19 protein-coding genes and 1 pseudogene are annotated in these 17,303 nt (G+C 63.9%); 10 read left to right on the forward strand and 10 right to left on the reverse strand.

The features are described from left to right. Positions 1–293 precede the first annotated feature (293 nt). Both E1J61_RS13635 and E1J61_RS13640 read left to right on the forward strand, forming a co-directional pair. Positions 294–1,685, forward strand: a complete 1,392-nt coding sequence (locus tag E1J61_RS13635) for a sigma-54 dependent transcriptional regulator (protein ID WP_133094576.1) — start codon at positions 294–296, stop codon at positions 1,683–1,685. Positions 1,686–1,711: 26 nt separating this feature from the next. Further along, the gene (locus tag E1J61_RS13640; protein WP_243736852.1) at positions 1,712–3,739 is read left to right on the forward strand and encodes a cache domain-containing protein; all 2,028 of its coding nucleotides are present in this window, start codon (positions 1,712–1,714) and stop codon (positions 3,737–3,739) included. Between the two features lie 82 nt (positions 3,740–3,821). Here the strand turns inward: E1J61_RS13640 and E1J61_RS13645 are convergent, their stop codons facing one another. Next, entirely contained in the window at positions 3,822–4,100 is a 279-nt protein-coding gene (locus E1J61_RS13645; RefSeq protein WP_243736853.1) for a YciI family protein, read from the reverse strand. A gap of 253 nt (positions 4,101–4,353) precedes the next feature. Here E1J61_RS13645 and E1J61_RS13650 point away from each other — a divergent pair, with 253 nt between their 5' ends. The 6 genes and pseudogenes from E1J61_RS13650 to E1J61_RS13675 form a co-directional block, all read left to right on the forward strand. Then, on the forward strand, positions 4,354–4,971 hold the full coding sequence (locus E1J61_RS13650; RefSeq protein WP_133094742.1) for a nitroreductase family protein: 618 nt from the start codon (positions 4,354–4,356) through the stop codon (positions 4,969–4,971). Between the two features lie 169 nt (positions 4,972–5,140). Then, positions 5,141–5,686 carry a carboxymuconolactone decarboxylase family protein gene (locus tag E1J61_RS13655; protein WP_133094743.1) on the forward strand — a complete coding sequence of 182 codons (546 nt, stop codon included), beginning with the start codon at positions 5,141–5,143 and terminating at the stop codon, positions 5,684–5,686. Positions 5,687–5,833: 147 nt separating this feature from the next. Beyond that, positions 5,834–6,529 carry a glutathione S-transferase N-terminal domain-containing protein gene (locus E1J61_RS13660; RefSeq protein ID WP_133094579.1) on the forward strand — a complete coding sequence of 232 codons (696 nt, stop codon included), beginning with the start codon at positions 5,834–5,836 and terminating at the stop codon, positions 6,527–6,529. Positions 6,530–6,641: 112 nt separating this feature from the next. Continuing rightward, complete coding sequence (locus E1J61_RS13665) at positions 6,642–7,091, forward strand: GNAT family N-acetyltransferase (RefSeq protein ID WP_133094580.1); 450 nt, start codon at positions 6,642–6,644, stop codon at positions 7,089–7,091. 147 nt (positions 7,092–7,238) lie between these two features. Continuing rightward, positions 7,239–8,189, forward strand: coding sequence for an AraC family transcriptional regulator (locus tag E1J61_RS13670; RefSeq protein WP_133094581.1), 951 nt, complete (start codon positions 7,239–7,241; stop codon positions 8,187–8,189). 144 nt (positions 8,190–8,333) lie between these two features. After that, positions 8,334–8,510 (forward strand): annotated as a pseudogene (locus tag E1J61_RS13675) (DUF417 family protein); the annotation flags it as partial. 76 nt (positions 8,511–8,586) lie between these two features. Here E1J61_RS13675 and E1J61_RS13680 read toward each other — a convergent pair. Then, positions 8,587–9,051, reverse strand: a complete 465-nt coding sequence (locus E1J61_RS13680; RefSeq protein WP_133094582.1) for a YaiI/YqxD family protein — start codon at positions 9,049–9,051, stop codon at positions 8,587–8,589. Between the two features lie 26 nt (positions 9,052–9,077). Here E1J61_RS13680 and E1J61_RS13685 point away from each other — a divergent pair, with 26 nt between their 5' ends. After that, positions 9,078–9,356 carry a DUF1330 domain-containing protein gene (locus tag E1J61_RS13685; protein ID WP_133094583.1) on the forward strand — a complete coding sequence of 93 codons (279 nt, stop codon included), beginning with the start codon at positions 9,078–9,080 and terminating at the stop codon, positions 9,354–9,356. A 10-nt stretch (positions 9,357–9,366) separates the two neighbouring features. On the opposite strand, the gene phnE is transcribed toward E1J61_RS13685, so the two are convergent. The 5 genes from phnE to senB all read right to left on the reverse strand — a co-directional run bounded on the left by phnE (position 9,367) and on the right by senB (position 13,779). Beyond that, the gene (gene phnE / locus E1J61_RS38215) at positions 9,367–10,158 is read right to left on the reverse strand and encodes a phosphonate ABC transporter, permease protein PhnE (RefSeq protein ID WP_243736854.1); all 792 of its coding nucleotides are present in this window, start codon (positions 10,156–10,158) and stop codon (positions 9,367–9,369) included. Between the two features lie 3 nt (positions 10,159–10,161). Then, on the reverse strand, positions 10,162–10,983 hold the full coding sequence (locus tag E1J61_RS38220) for an ABC transporter permease (protein WP_135702764.1): 822 nt from the start codon (positions 10,981–10,983) through the stop codon (positions 10,162–10,164). Further along, positions 10,980–11,807: a phosphonate ABC transporter ATP-binding protein gene (locus E1J61_RS13695; RefSeq protein WP_133094584.1), complete on the reverse strand. Its 828-nt coding sequence runs from the start codon at positions 11,805–11,807 to the stop codon at positions 10,980–10,982. The genes E1J61_RS38220 and E1J61_RS13695 overlap by 4 nt, the downstream gene beginning before the upstream one ends. Beyond that, complete coding sequence (locus E1J61_RS13700) at positions 11,804–12,679, reverse strand: putative selenate ABC transporter substrate-binding protein (protein WP_133094585.1); 876 nt, start codon at positions 12,677–12,679, stop codon at positions 11,804–11,806. Before E1J61_RS13700 ends, E1J61_RS13695 begins: the two co-directional genes overlap by 4 nt. A 104-nt stretch (positions 12,680–12,783) precedes the next feature. Further along, a complete protein-coding gene (senB, locus tag E1J61_RS13705; protein ID WP_133094586.1) occupies positions 12,784–13,779 on the reverse strand; it encodes a selenoneine biosynthesis selenosugar synthase SenB in 996 nt (331 codons plus the stop codon). Here senB and senA point away from each other — a divergent pair. Next, positions 13,778–14,980 (forward strand): selenoneine synthase SenA, encoded by a 1,203-nt coding sequence (gene senA, locus E1J61_RS13710; RefSeq protein ID WP_133094587.1) that lies wholly within the window; start codon positions 13,778–13,780, stop codon positions 14,978–14,980. The two genes, senB and senA, sit on opposite strands and share 2 nt — an antisense overlap. Before the next feature lie 29 nt (positions 14,981–15,009). On the opposite strand, the gene E1J61_RS13715 is transcribed toward senA, so the two are convergent. From E1J61_RS13715 to phaZ, 3 genes are all read right to left on the reverse strand, one after another. Then, positions 15,010–15,267, reverse strand: a complete 258-nt coding sequence (locus tag E1J61_RS13715; protein ID WP_243736855.1) for a hypothetical protein — start codon at positions 15,265–15,267, stop codon at positions 15,010–15,012. A gap of 129 nt (positions 15,268–15,396) precedes the next feature. Next, positions 15,397–15,621 carry a DUF2188 domain-containing protein gene (locus E1J61_RS13720; protein ID WP_133094588.1) on the reverse strand — a complete coding sequence of 75 codons (225 nt, stop codon included), beginning with the start codon at positions 15,619–15,621 and terminating at the stop codon, positions 15,397–15,399. A gap of 420 nt (positions 15,622–16,041) precedes the next feature. Then, positions 16,042–17,292, reverse strand: a complete 1,251-nt coding sequence (gene phaZ / locus E1J61_RS13725) for a polyhydroxyalkanoate depolymerase (RefSeq protein ID WP_133094589.1) — start codon at positions 17,290–17,292, stop codon at positions 16,042–16,044. Between the last annotated feature and the right edge of the window lie 11 nt (positions 17,293–17,303).

A 17,303-nucleotide genomic window follows, 5' to 3' on the forward strand; every position in this document is an offset into this window, starting at 1 on the left:
GTTGTCTCCTACCTGGAAGTGGCAGCCTCTTGTTGCGCGGGTGCGCCGGGCTGAGGCGCGTCGTTCAGCAAGAGCTGTGCCGGTGGCCGATACCGTTTGCCATCAATGGGTTGCGGCAAGCGGCCTTCCGGAAGGGCGGGCCATTGGACAAAATGTCCGGGCACGGGCCCGGCGTGCGGGTCAAAATGTCCATCCAAGGCCGCCGCCGCGCACGGTCGGGTCGGTTTAACCCCAATACAGGCGGATCGGGCACAGTCGCTAGACTCTCCGCCTGCACCGCAACAACCAAAGTGATGAGCGAACGACAAAGCAACGCCGCCGAAGCCGATAACTGGCAGCGCCGCACGATCCTGGTGGTGGACGACGAGGCCGGCATGCGTTCGTTCCTGTCGCGGGCGCTGGAAGGCAAGGTGGGCAGCGTACTCACGGCCGACAGCGCCGAAGCGGGCGCCGCGCTGCTGGAGCAGCGCCATGTGGACCTGATCCTGCTGGACGTGGCGCTGCCCGGCGCCAGCGGCATGGAGTGGCTCCAGGCATTGCGCGCAGCCGGCAATCCCGCCGACGTCATCCTGATGACGGCCTTCGCCGACATGGACACGGCCATTGCCGCGCTGCGCTCCGGCGCGGCGGACTTCATCGTCAAGCCGTTCCGCGTCGACCAGGTGCTCAACGCCATCCGGCGCTGCTTCAACCAGGCCCGGCTCGCGCGCGAGAACTACCTGCTGCGCCGCGAGCTGGACAAGTACACCATCCACAAGGACTTCATCGGCGAGTCCGAAGCCATGAAGAAGCTGATGGCGCTGGTCGCGCGGGTCGCACCGATGCCGTCCACGGTGCTGGTGACGGGCGAGTCCGGCACCGGCAAGGAAGTGGTGGCGCGCGAGCTGCACCGGCTCAGCGGCCGCCAGGGCCAGTTCGTGCCGCTGAACTGCGGCGCGATGGCGCCCGAGATCATCGAAAGCGAGCTGTTCGGCCACGCCAAGGGCGCTTTCACCGGCGCGGCCGGCGCGCGCCACGGGCTGTTCCTCTATGCCGATGGCGGCACGCTGTTCCTGGACGAGATCTCGGAACTGCCGCTGGCGATGCAGGCCAAGCTGCTGCGCGTCATCGAGGACCGGCGCATCCGCCCGCTCGGCACCGAGCGCGAGATCGCGGTGGACGTGCGCATCGTTGCCGCCTGCAACCGCAACCTGGCCAACGAAGTCGCCGCGGGGCGCTTCCGCCAGGACCTGTTCTACCGGCTCGACGTGGTCGCCGTGACCATCCCGCCGCTGCGCACGCGGCCGGAAGACGTGGTGCCGCTGGCCGAGCATTTCTCCGAGCAGCTGTCGGCGCAGCTGGGGCTGCCGCCGGTCCCGCTGTCGCCGTCGCTGGTGTGCCTGCTCAAGGCCTATGACTGGCCGGGCAATGCGCGCGAGCTGCGCAACCTGGTGGAGCGGGCGCTGATCCTGGGCGAGTACCCGGTCGAACTGCTGGCGCACGCCGCCGAGCCCGGTGACGCGGGTACGCCGCCGACGCATGACGCAGCCGCCGACGACGCCACCCTGCTCGAAGCCGTCGAGCGCCGGCACATCCTGCAGGTGCTGGCGGCGGAGGGCGGCAATCGCGTGGAAGCCGCGCGCCGGCTCGGCATCTCGCGCCGCACGCTGGACCGCAAATGCCTGCAGTGGGGCCTGCGCGCTTGAAGCCCTCAACGCCCTCAGCGCCCTCAATGCTGCTGCGCCGCTATCGCGCCTCGCTGCGCGCCAAGCTGGTGTCCATCGTGGTCGCGCCCCTGCTGGTGGCGCTGGTGGCGCTGCTGCTGATGATGGCGCTGTGGGGCAATCGCACGTTCCAGGCCTTGCTGGCCTACAAGGTCAACAGCGACCTGCTGGTCGCCCACGAGTACTTCGAGCACATGGTCGGCGGCATGAAAGACCGCGTCCTGCAGGAGGCCAGATCCTATGCCCTGGTGGACGGTCTTGGCCGCGGCAGCGCCATGCCCGCCATCCTGGCCGACGCGCGGCGTACGCACGGCCTCGACTTCCTGCAATTGCTCGATCCCCAAGGGCGGCTGCTTGCCGCTGCGCCGGCGGGTGCGGCGGGTATGGACTACGCCGGCTGGCGCGTGGTGGAAAGCGCCGCGGCCGGCCGCCCGGATGCCGCCACCGACGCCTGGTCCGCCGCGCAGCTGGCTGCCGTCTCCGGCGACCTTGCCAGGCGCGCCCAGGTAACGCTGCGCGCCACCGCCAATGCGGCGCCGACCGACAGGACCATGGAATCCCGTGGCATGGTGGTGCACGCGGCGGCGCCGGTGTTCGATGCGGCGGGCAAGCTGGTGGCGATCCTGCACGGCGGTACGCTGCTGAACCACAACCTCGGCTTTATCGACGCGATCAACGCACTGGTCTACCAGCCGGAATCCCTGCCCCGTGGCAGCCAGGGGACGGCGACCCTGTTCCTGGACGACACGCGCATTGCCACCAACGTGCGGCTGTTCCATGGCGAGCGGGCCCTGGGCACGCGCGTCTCCCGCGAGGTGCGGGACAAGGTGCTCACGCGTGGCGAAAAATGGCTGGACCTGGCCTTCGTGGTCAACGACCGGTACATGAGCGCCTATGAGCCTATCGTGGACAGCCGCGGGCAGCGCATCGGCATGCTCTACGTGGGCTACCTGGCCAGGCCGATCAGCCAGGCCAAGGACCTCGCGCTGGGCGTGCTGGTGGGCCTGTTCCTCCTGCTGGCCGTGGCGGGAGCGCTATTCTCGCTGCTGTGGGCCAGGCGCGTGTTCACGCCGATGACGCAGATGGTCGGCACCATGCGCGCGCTCGAGGCCGGCAACGACAACGCGCGCGTCGGCCCGGTGCGCAGCGAGGATGAACTGGGCCAGCTCGCCGGCCAGTTCGACCGGTTGCTGTCGGACGTGCAGCAGCGCAATGCCGAGCTCAGGGACTGGGCGGACTCGCTAGACCGCAAGGTCGCCGAGCGGACCCGCGAGCTCGAGGATGCGAACGCGGTGCTGCGCGCGACCCGGCAGCAGCTGATTACCTCGGAAAAGCTTGCGCTCGCGGGGCAGCTTACCGCGGGCGTGGCACATGAGATCAACAATCCGATTGCGGTGATCCAGGGCAACCTGGACGTGGCCCGCGATATTCTCGGCCCGGCCGCGGAGCCGGTCCGGCATGAATTGCGGCTGATCGACGAGCAGGTGCGACGCATCTACCTGCTGACCAACCGGCTGCTGCAGTTTGTCCGGCCGGAGGCCTACGCCGGCAATACCGAGCGCCTGGATGTGGGCGAGGTCGCGGCCGGCTGCATGGACCTGGTCCGGCATATGCTGAAGGACGCGGCCATCCGGGTCGAACTGGCCTGCCAGGCCACACGCCGCGTGCGCATCAGCCGCAGCGAACTGCAGCAGGTCATCGTCAACCTGGTGACCAATGCCATCCACGCCATGCCGGAGGGCGGCATCCTTACGCTGGCCACGCGCGACTGGGAAGGGCACGGCGTGACGCTGCACGTGCGCGACACGGGCCGCGGCATCCGCGAGGAAGACCTGCCCAACCTGTTCAATCCGTTTTTCACCACCAAGAAGCAGATGGGGACCGGCCTCGGCCTGTCCATCAGCTATGCGCTGGTGGAGCGCTATGGTGGCCGCATTACGGTGGAAAGCACGGTGGGGCAGGGTGCCGAGTTCATCGTCTGGCTGCGCGAAGACGGGGCTGCGGCGCAGCCCGAGACGGATGGCCGAGCGGGATGACGACTCACGCCACAGGACACAACTCCTAGGAAAGTAGATGCGGGAGAGTGTCTTCGCTCGCAGTGGGTACGGGCCCTGCCCGTCAGCTCTCGGGGTCATACCCAAACTCGCGGAGTTCCTGCGAGCAGCGGCAGGCTTTGGCGATCTTTGCAGCCCACAGGATGGCGGCTTCGCGCGACGGGAGCTGCAGGACACAGAAGCCACCATCGAACTCCTTCGTCTGGGGATAGGTTTCGTTTGTGACCGTGCCGTCTGAGGCGACCATGAGTGGTGCGACATCCTCGTTGATACCACCACCGAACACGTACACGCCTGCAGCCTTCGCCTCGCGTATGACCTCGTGCGCAGCGACCCATAACACGCTAGGCCTCCCAAACAGCACCAACCTCTAGGGCATGGGGTGGATCGCGATAGCCGGACCACCCTATACCGAGGTGGCGTCCGCGCGGCATCGTTCGCGTCAGATTCCGAGTACCTCTTCTGGCTGGGTTGATCCTTTTGAGCATTTTATTGACAAAAAATAGTCTCGAAAATGCTACTCCATCGGCCTAAAGTTGAGGCTCGGAAGCAGTAAAGAAGCCTTACAGGAAACAAGCATGAGCCACGAAAACACCATGACCAACGCTGTCATCGAATGCATTTTGAGCCGCAGCGCGGCCAAGTATTACGACCCGGCCGCCACCTTAAGCGACGACCAGATCCGAGAGCTGGTGCGAATCGGTACCAGCGCACCGACGTCCTTCCACATGCAGAACTGGCGCTTCATCGCCGTGCGCACACCGGAAGCCAAGGCCAGGCTAAGCCCCATTGCCTGGAACCAACCAGCGATCATTGATGCCGCCGTGACCTTCATCATTTGCGGCCTGTTGGCCGACTCCAGCGTCATTCCGGAACGGCTCGCCCCATTGGTGGAAGCTGGCGTCATGCCGGCGTCAATGGTGCCGGAATGGGAGAACCCCGCCCGTGATCTTTACATGGAGTTTCCGCAGCGTCAGCGCGATGAGGCCGTGCGGACCGGTACCTTTGGCGCGGCCGCGATAGTGTATGCGGCTCGCTCGCTGGGCCTGGGCTCGACACCGATGATCGGTTTCGATGCCGATGCGGTGCACGAGCAGTTCGAACTGGCTCCCAACGAAGTGCCGGTCATGCTGCTGTCCGTGGGTGCGGAGCGTCCCGGAAACTGGAGGCAGAAGCCCCGCCGCCCGCTAGACGACGTGTTGGTTTTGGTTTAGGCGCGTCGGCAGTTGCCGCGCGTTGCACAAGGAATCTTCAAGTCAGGAGGACCGCAAGGTACTTCCTGCATCACCACGCTTCGGTCCACGACATGGGCACGAAGTTAACGGGGACGGTCCCACATGGACCGCACCCAATTGGCAAAGCCAGCCACTCACGGAGATTATGATGGCAAGAACTGTAGCGCTCACGCCGGAACAGGTGCCGGCAGAATCGAAACCCACTCTCGATGCGTTCACCAAGAACATGGGATTCACCCCGAACATGATGGCAAGCTTCGCGCAGAGTCCAATTGCGTTTAATGCCTGGGCCACCTTGCTCGGAGGCTTGAGCAAAGCGCTCGACGTGAAGACGCGTGACGGGATCGGGCTTGCCGTCTCAGAAGTGAATGGCTGCAACTACTGCCTGACCGTGCACAGCTTTACGGCCGAGCATATGGCCAAGTTGCCGGTCGAAGAAATCCTCCTCGCTCGGAAGGGTCACGCCAGCGATCCGAAGCGGGACGCGGCGATCCAGTTTGCGCGCAAGGTCATCCTGTCTCGTGGCCAGGTCAGTGATGCCGATCTGGAAGCGGTACGCGATGCCGGCTACACGGATGCAAACATCATGGAAATCGTTGCGCTGGTGGCCATGTACTCGCTGACGAACTACTTCAACAATGTGTTCGATCCCGAGAAGGACTTTCCTGCTGTCACGCCGGCCGGCTCGATCTAACGTGGTCCGATCGCATCGCCTAATATTGCGGTTCTCAAAGGTGTGGGCTGATGCGACCGTAACGCCAAGGCTTGGAGGCACCCGGGAGAATGCTTTCTGGGTGCGTCCGGCCTGTTTGTAAGATTTGACAAGATTCTGAGGAAGATAGTGACCCTCAATCATCCAATTTTTGCGCGCTGGCCTGCGCGGTATCCCGATCGGTTGCAGCTTTTTTCCTTGCCGACACCCAATGGGGTGAAGGTAGCCATCATGCTGGAAGAGGCGGGGCTAGCTTATGAGCCGCATCGTGTCGACATCATGGTCAATGAGCATCATGATCCGGTCTTTCTCGCACTCAACCCTAATGGCAAGATTCCTGCGATCTACGATCCTGACGGGCCGAGGGGGCAGCCCTTGGCGTTGTTCGAATCGGGAGCGATCCTCATCTATCTCGCCGAGAAGACGGGGCAGTTTCTTTCCAGTGATCCTGGCATTCGCTACGAAACGATTCAATGGGTGATATGGCAGGTGGGCGGCGTCGGACCGATGTTCGGCCAGGTCGGATTTTTCAACAAATTCGCTGGCAAGGACTATGAAGACAAGCGCCCCCGCGACCGCTACGTGAGCGAATCAGCGCGGCTGCTCGGTGTTCTCGACAACCGGCTCGTGGGCCGCGACTGGGTGATGGGCGCGGACTATAGCATCGCCGATATTTCGCTGCTTGGCTGGGTCCGTAACCTGATCGGCTTTTACGAAGCGGGCGAGATCGTCGGCTTCGAGCGTTTTGCTCGTGTGCAGGGGTGGCTCGACCGCTGCCTCGCGCGTCCAGCGGTACAACGTGGGCTTGAAGTGACGACGGCCTAGTCCGCTGCGTCAGTCGATAAGCACCCCCGTTCGACTGACGCAGTGGACTAGTGACGGCAGGCAGTGACGGCCACCTGGGCCGGAACGCACTCATCTATCGCAGGGAGATCCTATGCAATCTGTCGAGATCAGGGCGGTCGATACTCAAGATTTTCATCTTTGGCTGCCCCTCTGGGAGGGCTATCAGCGGTTCTATAGGGTCGATATTCCCGAGTCCGTGACGCTCAATACGTGGAGACGCTTCCTTGATGTAGGTGAACCGATGTATGCGGCACTTGCTATGGTGGGCGAACAGGCATGGGGGTTAGTGCATTCGATCTACCATCGTTCTGCCTGGACAACCGGCGACTATTGCTATCTTCAGGACCTCTTCGTTGCTGATCATGCGCGGGGCGGCGGCATCGGGCGCTTGCTGATCCAGCATGTCTATGCGGAAGCAAGCCGACGTGGGGCGTCCCGTGTGCACTGGCTGACTCACGAATCCAACCATGGTGGCATGCAACTCTACGACCGCATGGCGGAACGCTCAGGCTTCATCCAGTATCGCAAGCTACTAGCCTGACCCGCTGATGCGGATGCCGTTCCCAGGTTGGTCGGTGAAGGACCGGGCGAGTGGGCGAAGTATCAAATCGTGGGCACCTGGTCCATATGGTGCGTTACAACGTGCGCAAGAATAGATTGCTCTAGCGTTTGGAGTTTTCGAGGTCCTATGTCCCAAGTCGATTGGTTGAGCCAACTCTTGCAAATGATCAACGTGACGGGTCGGCTCGAGGTTCGTTGCAACTATGGCGCGCCATGGCGCGTGGCATGGGATCAGTCCGCACCGCACGAAATCCCTTACCACGTCATTCTCAAGGGCCGTGCCATTCTGGAGGATCCGCAGTCGGGCACGTTCAGGGAACTCGTGAGCGGCGACATCCTACTATTGCCTCACGGGTCGGCACACGTGTTACACGATGGCAGCGGACATGTACCCGGTCTGACCCACAATCGCCAAGGCTCCTCAGGATGGATGCTTAGTGAGAACGATAGCAAGGGTGAACGTCTTGACATGCTTTGCGGGCGATTCTCTATCGGGTCGCCCCATGATCGGATCATCCGCGATTACCTGCCAGCATCACTGGTGGTGCGGTCCATGGACGGGGAAGAGGGCGCCATGTCCGCCTCGAAAGACCTCGCGAATCTGGTGGGGTTGATGCGCATGGAGTCAACGGGCGACAAGCCGGGAGGTAACGCCATGCTCAACGCCCTGAGCTTCGCGCTGTTTACACTGGTACTCCGCGCGGCGAGCGAATCGGAGCAGTCTCCGGCGGGCTTATTGGCGCTTGCCGGCCATCCACGACTGGCTCCAGCCATTTCAGCCATGTTTGCCGATCCGGCCCGGCCTTGGAACCTGTCCGAGTTGGCCGACTTGTGCAGCATGTCCCGCGCCACCTTTATGCGGCATTTTCGGTCTAGTCTGGGGCGCTCGGCCAACGACCTGCTGACCGATATCCGGATAAGCCTGGCCGCCAACGAGTTGAAGAAGCTGACGATGACTACCGAGGCCGTGGCCGACTCGGTCGGCTATCGATCCGTTGCGGCGTTCCGGCGCGTATTCACGGACAAGATGAAGATGACACCGGGCGAATGGCGCCGGCAGGCGCGAGAACCCGCGTGAAAGCGAGTAAAGCGCTTCGATTTTCGTGATGCGCCGCCTCGCGCCTCGATTTTGATCCTTGCTGGCATTTTACTGCGCATATAGAGCCTCGAAACCGCTATCACGTAACGCTAAAGTGGAAGCTCCTGGCCACCCGAACAATTCACCTTCTTCTGTAGCACGCCTGGCGTAGCGGAAGCGACGGCGGGCGGGTTTCCGGCGATTTCAGCGATGCCAGGCCAGTTCCTTCTGAAGGATCTTGTTCTGCTGGCAGCGTCGATTTCTCTCCTTCTGGCGTCTCTCCAAGACTCCTGGTCAAATGCTCGGAAGACTGGTGTTTGACGACGGCAAGGAGGTTTAACGTACCGCCCTAGCAGTATCGGTCAATGATCTCTTGCGTTGCTGTGGATAGCACGCTTCAGGCGACCGCACCTGGCGGCGCATGGCGTGCCAGGAATCGGTCCAATTGGCCGGCGAACGCCTTGCTATCCTGTGGGGCGTACGGTGCCGGACCGCCGGTATCGACGCCCGAGCCGCGGAGCTGGTCCATCACCTCGCGCATCGTCAGGCGCTCCTGGATATTCTCTCGGCTAAACCAGATTCCTCGTGGGTCGAGCACGAAAGCGCCCTTGCCGAGGGCAGCGGCGGCAAGGGGTATGTCCGCCGTAATCACGAGGTCACCGTTGCTGACCAATTCGACGATACGGTCATCGGCGGCGTCGAAGCCCGCCGGCACTTGCAGTGCCTTGATAAAGCGGGAAGGCGGCGTGCGCATATACTTGTTCGCCACCAGCGTGACGCACACTCCGACACGCTGCGCGGCCCGATACAACATTTCCTTGACGACAACCGGGCAGGCGTCTGCGTCAACCAGTACTTGCATCGCGGTATTTCCAATTGAAGGGCGGAATGCTCATATTACTGCTAACGGACCCTGCCATTTTCGAAGAGTACAAGCGAGAAGTACCTGCCACTGAGTTCCGCTACGGCGGAAAATATTTGGGCCGTGGTGGTCTGACCAAAGTTCTCGAAGGCGACTGGGAGCCACATCGTCTCGTCATCGTCGAGTTCCCGAGCATTGACTCCTTGATGGCCTGGTATGAGTCACCAGAGTACGCTCGTCTTAAGGCGATCCGTCAAAAATGTGCGACGACAAGGATTGTCGCGCTAGAAGGGATTGCCCCGTAACCTCGTAATTTCAGGATGGCCGGTCAACCCTCATGATCGCGCTGGCCGTGTCGACCACGGCCGCCAGGACAAGCATGGCGATGATCACCGTGCAAGCCTGGGGCATATGGAACAGGGACAGCTCGAAATACAGCATCTGCCCAAGCCCGCCGGCGCCGACAAAGCCAAGGATCGCCGCCGCGCGGATATTGGTTTCCCAGCGGTACAGGGTGTAGGACAGGAACTGGGGCCATACGCAGGGCAGCGTCCCATACATGAAGACCAGTGCGGCGGGGGCGCCTTTATCCGCCAGCGCGCGGGCGGGTGTGCGCGGCGCATTCTCCAGCGCCTCGGCGAAGAGGCGGCCGAGCACGCCCGCCGTGTGCAGTGCCAGGGCGAGGGTGCCGGCAAACGGTCCAAGGCCGACCGCGAGCACGGTCAGCGCAGCCCATACCAGCTCGGGAATCGAGCGCAGCAGGTTCAGCAGCAAGCGTGACAAGGTGCGCAGCGCATCGCCGTAGAGCCCGGAAGCCGGTAGTGCCAGGCCAAAACCCAGCACCGCCGCACACAGCGTGCCCACGGCGGAAATCGCGAGCGTTTCGAGCATGCTGACACCGGTTCTGGCAAGAAACGCCGGCGACAGCTCCGGCGGGAAGAACGTCAGCAGGAAGCGCAGCATCCCGGCTGCAGCGTCCCGGGAAATGAGCTGGCCCAGGTCAAGCGAGAGCCAGGCGAAACTTGCCGCAACCGCTATGGCCACGGCGAGCAGCGTAAGCAGGCACTTCAGGCAGAGTTGGGCGGCCGTGGGCGTGTTCGTCGCCATGGTTTATTCCAGCATCTTGCGCAGCCGGGCGCTGAGCGCGTCGGCCAGCAGGACCAGCAGCAGGAATACAAGCAGGATGGTCGCGGCTTCGCCGCCATTGAGCAGCTTCATGGCCTGGTCCATCAGCTGGCCAAGCCCGCCGGCGCCGACGAAACCCATCACCACCGATGCCCGGATGGCGCATTCCCAGCGATACACCGTGTACGAGACCAGCTCCTGCGCGGCATTCGGCAGCAATCCGTAGGACAGCGCCGCCAGGCGCCCGCTGCCGCCGGTGAGCAGGGCCTGCGCCGCGCGCTGGTCGCTCGATTCGAGGATTTCCGCATAGACCTTCGCCAGCATGCCGCCATAGGTGACGGCCAGCGCCAGCACGCCCGCCGCCGCGCCAAGGCCCAGGGCGCGCACGAAGACCAGCGCCCAGACCAGCTCCGGTACGCCACGCAGCAGCAGCACCAGCGCCCGCACGGCGGTGCGCAACGCTGCCCGCACCCGCTTTCCCGGGCCCGGGCCGATACGCGAGATGGAAAGGCTCCTGGACATTGCCACGGCCAGCGGCGCAGCAATGACAAAGGCCAGCGCGACGCCTGCGGTCGCGATAGCCAGCGTTTCCAGCGTTGCCTTGGCCACGTAGCCAAGAAATTCGACCGAGACCTCGGGGGGCAGGAAGTTGCGCAGGAAGCCGCCCATCACCTTGAGGTTTGCCGCGTCGAACAGCGCCGACGGGCTGAACCGGGACAGCCGCAGCAGGGGCCAGAGCAGCAGCAGCGCCAGCAGCAGGCCGCTGGCCCGCCGCAGCGCCTGCGGGTCGCGTGGATGCGTGGTCATCGGCATGCCGCCCTGCGTGGGTCAACGCTGCCGGCAGTGGCGGCGATGGCCACGGACCGGCTGCCCTGCACGGGTGGCGATTCGCTCTCGGAGGCGTAGAGTTCGCGCAGCAGGGCGTCAGTGACGTGCCCGGCCGGCAGGTCGAAGGCGATCTCGCCCGACTTCAGGCCGATGATGCGGGGAAACCAGCGCAGCGCCAGATCTACCGCGTGCAGGCTGGCGACCAGCGTCACCGCACGCGTATCGGCTTCCTTGCGCAACTCGCCCAGGGTCAGGTTGGCAAGCACGGGATCCATCGCCGAGACCGGCTCGTCGGCCAGGATTAGTTCCGGGCGCTGGTAGAGCACGCGGGCCACCCCGACGCGCTGCAACTGGCCGCCCGACAACTGGTCGCAGCGATCGAACAGGCGGTCGGCCAGCTCCAGTCGCGCCAGCTGTTCGCTGGCACCGGCAATATCCGCCGGATAGACCAGCGAGAGCATGGATTTCCAGCCGGGCCAGATACCGAGGCGGCCGGCAAGGATGGCGGTGATCACGCGCTGGCGCGGAGGCATGGGCGGGGCCTGGTGCACCATGCCGATGCGGCAGCGCAGGCGCCGCAGGCGTGCGGCGCTCAGTGCCCAGGGAATTTGCCCCAGGATCTCGACGCGGCCTTCGCCGGGCCGCAGCGACGTTGCCAGCAGGCGCAGCAGCGAGGTCTTGCCGGCGCCCGAGGGACCGATGACGGCGATGCGCTCGCCGCTGCCCGCCGACAAGGCGATCCGGCTCAGCGCGCGCTGCCCGTTGGGGTAGGTGACGCTGGCTGCGTCGAGACTGAAACTCACTTGACCAGGCCCGCGGCGCGGGCCGCGGCCTCGATGCCGCCGTAGTTCTCCGGCCGGGTGGGGATGTACTTGACGGTCCTTTGCAGTGCCATGATTTCCCTGTGCTCGGGATTGGCCGGGTCAAGGCGCAGGAACGCTTCGGTCAGCTTCTTGACCAAGGCCGGGTCGAGCCCGCCGCGCACGGTCCAGTTGTAGTCGAAGTAGGGCGGCGTGACGGCAAACACCCGGACCTTGCCGGGGTCCACCTTGTGCTGCTCCACCAGCTTGTCCCAGACCGAGGCGTTGAGCACGCCGGCGTCGGCCTTGCCGGCCTGGACGAAGGCGACCGTTGCATCATGGGCGCCCGAGTAGGCGACGGTCTTGAAGTCCCGGTCCGGATCGATGCCGGCCTGCTGCAGGAAACTGCGCGGCATCAGGTGTCCGGAAGTCGAGGACGGCGAGCCGAAGGCGAAGGTCTTGCCCTTGAGGTCGGCCAGGGTCTTGATATTGCTGTCGGCAGTGATGAACTTGCTGGTAAACGCGGCATCTTCCTGTCGCTGGACGATGGGGATGGTGGCGCCCTGCGTCCGGATCTTGCTTTGCACGTAGGTGAAACCGCCCAGCCATGCCATGTCGATCTTGCCCGTCGCCAGGGACTCGACCACGGCGGCGTAATCCGTCACTGGGACGAACTCCACCTTCATGCCGGTTTCCTTCTCCAGGTATTTGCCGAGCGGCGCGAACTTGCGCTGCAGTTCGGTCGGTGCCTCGTCGGGGATGGCCGACACCTTCAGCACGGTCTGTGCCGCCTGGGCACCGGACAGGCCGGCAAGGCCAAACAGGGCAAGCGCGGCAAGGCGTTTCGCGATACGCGGGAATATGGTCGGGATCATGATCGGGCGTGGTCGAAGAACGGCGGTGATGGTGATGGACTATCCAAAGGGGCGCCTATGCTACCGCAATCCGGGCGAGGCCTCTCCTGGTCAATCCGGCTAGGTTAATCCGGCTTCAGGGCTTCGGCGACAAGCCCAATGACTTCGGCGCGTTCGCGCTCCGGTGCGAACAGCGGCGCCCGCTGTGCGCATTGCTGCCGCAGGCGCGCCAGGAAGGCGGCGTCGCGGCTGGCGCGTTCCAGCAGCTCCGCCAGCTGCGCGGCATTGCCCGGCGGGAAATAGCCCTCGTAGTCGCGGCCCAGCATGCCGATGTTGCCGGGGATGCGGCTGGCGAGCACCGGTACGCCACTGGTAACGGCTTCGATGATCACGTTGGCGCCGCCTTCTATCACGCTCGATATGAGCAGCGCCTGCGCCTGGCCGATGCGCAGCCGCGTCTCGGTGTGAGGCAGGTTTGCCAGCCAGACATAGCGCTGGAGCCCTGGCCAGCGCTGCGCTTGCAGCGCCTCGGCTGACTCCCGGTAGCTCTCGTCCAGGGCGGCGCCGATATGGGTCAGGCGCACGCGCGAATCCTCAGCAAGCAGCATCACGGCCAGCATGGGCGTCGCCGGGTCTTTTTCCGCCCGCATATGACCCACCAGGACGACGTCAAACGCATCGTGGCTGGTCGCTGCCGGCACGATTGCCGGGGCGGACTGGTAGATGACCCGGCACTTGGCACGATGCCCGGGGGCCAGTTCGGCGGGCCCTTCGTCCTGCAGCACCACCAGGTGGGTGGCAAGCTCCAGGGAGCGCCGGGCGGATGCGTCGCTGCGGATATCGCGGTACAGGTCCGTCCCGGTCAGCACCACCACCAGTGGACGGCCGGGGCAGGCTTCGGCAAACCTGGCGATGGAATCTGCCGAGCGCCGGGCGTGCAGCGCGATCAGGCACGCCGGGACCGCACCGCCTGAGTGGCCCGGCGGCCACTCCGCGGCCACGGTCACACCGTAATCTGCCTGCAGGAAGTGCGACCAGCGATGTGCGGTCTGCCAGTTGCCGTTATTGGCTTTGCGGAGCGCCGGGCTGATAATCGCGACAGTGGCCTTGGGAGGACGCATGACGATCGGCTCTGAAGGGGGTGCAGCCAGAAGGATAAACAAGTTCGGGCTCGATGCGGCTTTTACCGATGCGCATCGGCGCACCTGGGCCATCCTGCAGGATCTGTCGCCGTCCCAGTGGCAGGTTCGCTACGACCCGGGGATCAATCCACCCTTGTGGGAATACGCGCATGTCGCGTGGTTCACCGAGCACTGGGTGCTGCGGGATCCGCGTCCGGGCGCGGGCGGCCGCCTGGTCGCGAGCCTGCCGTCGATGCTCGATAATGCCGACCGCTTCTTCGATTCCTCGCTCGTTCCTCACACGGATCGCTGGAAGCTCGCCTTGCCCCCGCTGCGGGAAGTACGCGGCTACGTGGCGGCGGTGCTGGAGCGTGTCCGGGCCAGCCTCGCCGTGGCGGATGATACCGACCAGGCGCTCTATTTTTTCCGGCTCGCCTTGTTCCACGAAGACATGCACGCGGAGGCGCTGACCTATATGCGCCAGACGCTCGATTATCCGCTGCATGCCCCGCTTGGCATGCCTTCCATTGCGCCAGGCGCCGGCTCGGCAGCCGCAGGCGGCGGCACGTTCCTGATGGGGGCGCCCGCAGGGGGCGACGGCTTTGTCTTCGACAACGAGAAGTGGGCCCACCCGGTCCACCTCGCCCCTTTCCGCATCGATCGCACTTGTGTCAGCAATGCCGAATTTGCGGACTTCGTGGCCGCCGGCGGCTACCGCGATCCGCAGTGGTGGTCCGGCGACGGACGCGCATGGCTGCAGCAGAGCGGGCTGGCGCATCCGGGTCGCTGGCGCCGGCCAGCCGGCGGCCCCCCCGGGCAATGGGCGTTGCGCTGGTTCGGGCAATGGGTGCCGCTGCCGCCCGAACAGCCCGTGTGTCATATCAATGCCTACGAGGCGGAAGCCTATTGCCGCTGGGCCGGCAAGCGCTTGCCCACGGAAGCGGAATGGGAGTATGCGGCAACGCATGACCTGATCCGCTGGGGGAGGGCCGTGTGGGAATGGACGGCTGATCCGTTCGTACCCTATGCAGGGTTCTCGCCCGACCCGTACCAGGAATATTCCGCTCCCTGGTTTCACACGCATCGCTCGGTTCGCGGCGGATCGTTCGCTACCCATGCACGCATGAAGCATCCCCGCTACCGCAACTTCTACCTGCCGCACCGCAGCGACCTCTTCGTCGGATTCCGCTGCTGCGGTTGAGGAGGTGCCATAGGCCGTGCCGGGTTTGCCTAGGGTTCGCGATAGGTGATGCCATGCACGATTAGCGCACGGTGCATGATGAGTTCCTTGAGACCTTCACGCATGTTGGCCAGCATTGCCTGCGCACTGGCGCTATCGATACCATCCCGGTTCAACTGAGCGATCCGTAGCTCCTGCGCAGCGATACGTTTCTCGGCCCGCAGGATGGCCAGATCCGTGTCGTCCAGGTCTTGCAGATCCTGCTCTATGCACCGCACCTCTAATCCGGGTTGCATGATGATCTCCATGCGGAAGCCTGTGCTCATGCCTTTGTGATAGATCAGCGGTAATCGCGTAGCTATCGGGCGGCGTCCTACACCTGGTGAAGATGGCGTCACACGCCGGATTATCCGCAGCGCAGCGCCGTCAGAAAGCCTTCACTCCTTGTCGCCGCCTGAATCGGCTGCGAGAGCGGTCAGCAGGCGGACGGTTCCATCCTGGCGGTGGATGTGAAGCTCGGCGTTATCATGCTTCGCCCGGTGCCATCCCGCGGTTATCGCAGCTTCAAGAGAGGTATAAAGCAGGGGCTTTTCCGCAAGACCTTCAATTTCAAGGGCCCAGCCTTGAACTGCCGGAACAACGCGAATGATTCGCGTAGGCATCTGGTTGACCCCGCCGTAGTTGTGACAAGAAAAACAAGCGCACCCTGCCCGAGCGGGCTGGCGCACAATCACTGTCTTATATTGTCTTGTATTGTCTTATGTGCCCGCCCGAGGGATATACACCACTTAAGTGGGGCGTGGCGCGAATACATCATGCCTTGATATTTGGTGGCCCGCGCGGTCCCTGATTATTAGCGCTCTTTCCCGGATGTTGCATGTATGAAACGCCATACGCACGCACGCCTTGTGCACGGCGTGCATGGCGTGAGGCAGCGGCAGGCGGCGGCGCTCGCGCGAGCAGCAGCTGCGGCAGAGCCATCGCCTGGTGGCGCAGGAGCTGGCGACGCTGCAGGTGGCACCGCCGGGCGAGGCGCTGATGCAGGCCGGGATACGCAGCCGCCCACGTTAGCCGGCGCCATGTCAAACGCTTCCCATGCTCGCCCGGGCGTCAATGCCGCGTCGCGTCATATCGCATATCGTGGGAAAGACTTCCCTATGCCAGCAAGGGCCAGAGAAAAGGTCATAATGGCCGCAGCGCGGCACCGTAACGAGCCGCTTGCCGCGCAGGGCAATGCCTTGGCACAGATCATGAGCCGCATGGGTCTGTCCCCGGCCAGAGATTTCGTCGCACTCGTCTTCAATGGTGAGTAATGCGGTCGTACGGATGTCTTGTGGTCGCACCGCATGTCCTTGCACCTGCCATGTTCCGCGCGGCAGCCGGAAGTCCTGAAACACTGTGCTGATGGTATCCAGGTAGAACTCTGCCGCCATGTCGAGCACGGCGTTATAGGCGTCCAAGGCTTGCCCATGCCTCTGCGCAAGATCGGCGTCGCCGCGCGCAAGACTGAGGCAGAAGTTCCAATACAGGGTCGTCAATGAAGATGACTCCGCCGCGGCCAGGCCGGCGACTTGCACGAAGCTTGGGCAAACCTGGCGTCCGACGCCCATGTACGGCTCAGGCACCGCGTGAATCAGATTGCGTTGAAACCACTGCAGGGAATGACGAGCGGCGAGATCCCCGATCGCGGTCGGGCTGCGACGCGCATCGATCGGACCGCCAATCAGAGTCAAGGTTTGCGGTGTTGGCTCATCCTCGCTCGCCAGCAGCGCAACGGCGGCCAACGTCGGCACAGTGGCCTGGCAGATGGCGAGGACATGGAGCGATTCCGCTTCGATCTGACGAATAAGGCGTTTGATGAAAAGCACATAGTCGTCCAGATGGAAGGGGCCATCACTCACAGGCACGTTGCGCGCATTGCTCCAATCTGTGACATAGACGATATGTTCGTGCAGCAACGACTCCACGACCTCGCGGAGCATGACGGCATGGTGACCCGCCAACGGTGCGCACAGAAGTATTGATGAAGACGGTTGTCCAGCCTCATGTTTGGCGGAGCCAGTCGTGAAGCGCAGCAGGCGGCAAAACGGGTTTTCTAAAAGGACAGTCTCCTCCACCGGGACAACGCAGCCACGAAGCTGAACCGCTGTAATGCTGAACGAGGGCTCATCGCAGGGCGAGCCGACGCGACTGAGCATTTCCCAGCAAGCGGCAAAGTCGCTTGCGCCAGGCACATAAGAAAACGGACTCATGGGGTGGATAAACGCGCGGCTCGCTTGTATCGCCAAGGCCGCCATTGTTGCCCTCTGATACTCCACAATCTGATAGAGCATACCGATCTCAC

Origin of the sequence: Cupriavidus sp. L7L (genome assembly GCF_004353535.1) — a bacterium.
In the GTDB taxonomy this organism is placed as follows: Bacteria; Pseudomonadota; Gammaproteobacteria; order Burkholderiales; family Burkholderiaceae; genus Cupriavidus; species Cupriavidus oxalaticus_A.

Excerpts from the sequence above, each read along its gene's own strand:
- E1J61_RS13635 (WP_133094576.1), top strand. The coding sequence starts at position 294 with ATGAGCGAACGACAAAGCAACGCCGCCGAAGCCGATAACTGGCAGCGC.
- E1J61_RS13640 (WP_243736852.1), top strand. The coding sequence starts at position 1,712 with ATGCTGCTGCGCCGCTATCGCGCCTCGCTGCGCGCCAAGCTGGTGTCC.
- E1J61_RS13650 (WP_133094742.1), top strand. The coding sequence starts at position 4,354 with ATGACCAACGCTGTCATCGAATGCATTTTGAGCCGCAGCGCGGCCAAG.
- E1J61_RS13655 (WP_133094743.1), top strand. The coding sequence starts at position 5,141 with ATGGCAAGAACTGTAGCGCTCACGCCGGAACAGGTGCCGGCAGAATCG.
- E1J61_RS13665 (WP_133094580.1), top strand. The coding sequence starts at position 6,642 with ATGCAATCTGTCGAGATCAGGGCGGTCGATACTCAAGATTTTCATCTT.
- E1J61_RS13670 (WP_133094581.1), top strand. The coding sequence starts at position 7,239 with ATGTCCCAAGTCGATTGGTTGAGCCAACTCTTGCAAATGATCAACGTG.
- E1J61_RS13680 (WP_133094582.1), bottom strand. The coding sequence starts at position 9,051 with ATGCAAGTACTGGTTGACGCAGACGCCTGCCCGGTTGTCGTCAAGGAA.
- E1J61_RS13685 (WP_133094583.1), top strand. The coding sequence starts at position 9,078 with ATGCTCATATTACTGCTAACGGACCCTGCCATTTTCGAAGAGTACAAG.
- phnE (WP_243736854.1), bottom strand. The coding sequence starts at position 10,158 with ATGGCGACGAACACGCCCACGGCCGCCCAACTCTGCCTGAAGTGCCTG.
- E1J61_RS38220 (WP_135702764.1), bottom strand. The coding sequence starts at position 10,983 with ATGACCACGCATCCACGCGACCCGCAGGCGCTGCGGCGGGCCAGCGGC.
- E1J61_RS13700 (WP_133094585.1), bottom strand. The coding sequence starts at position 12,679 with ATGATCCCGACCATATTCCCGCGTATCGCGAAACGCCTTGCCGCGCTT.
- senA (WP_133094587.1), top strand. The coding sequence starts at position 13,778 with ATGACGATCGGCTCTGAAGGGGGTGCAGCCAGAAGGATAAACAAGTTC.
- senB (WP_133094586.1), bottom strand. The coding sequence starts at position 13,779 with ATGCGTCCTCCCAAGGCCACTGTCGCGATTATCAGCCCGGCGCTCCGC.
- E1J61_RS13715 (WP_243736855.1), bottom strand. The coding sequence starts at position 15,267 with ATGGAGATCATCATGCAACCCGGATTAGAGGTGCGGTGCATAGAGCAG.
- E1J61_RS13720 (WP_133094588.1), bottom strand. The coding sequence starts at position 15,621 with ATGCCTACGCGAATCATTCGCGTTGTTCCGGCAGTTCAAGGCTGGGCC.
- phaZ (WP_133094589.1), bottom strand. The coding sequence starts at position 17,292 with ATGCTCTATCAGATTGTGGAGTATCAGAGGGCAACAATGGCGGCCTTG.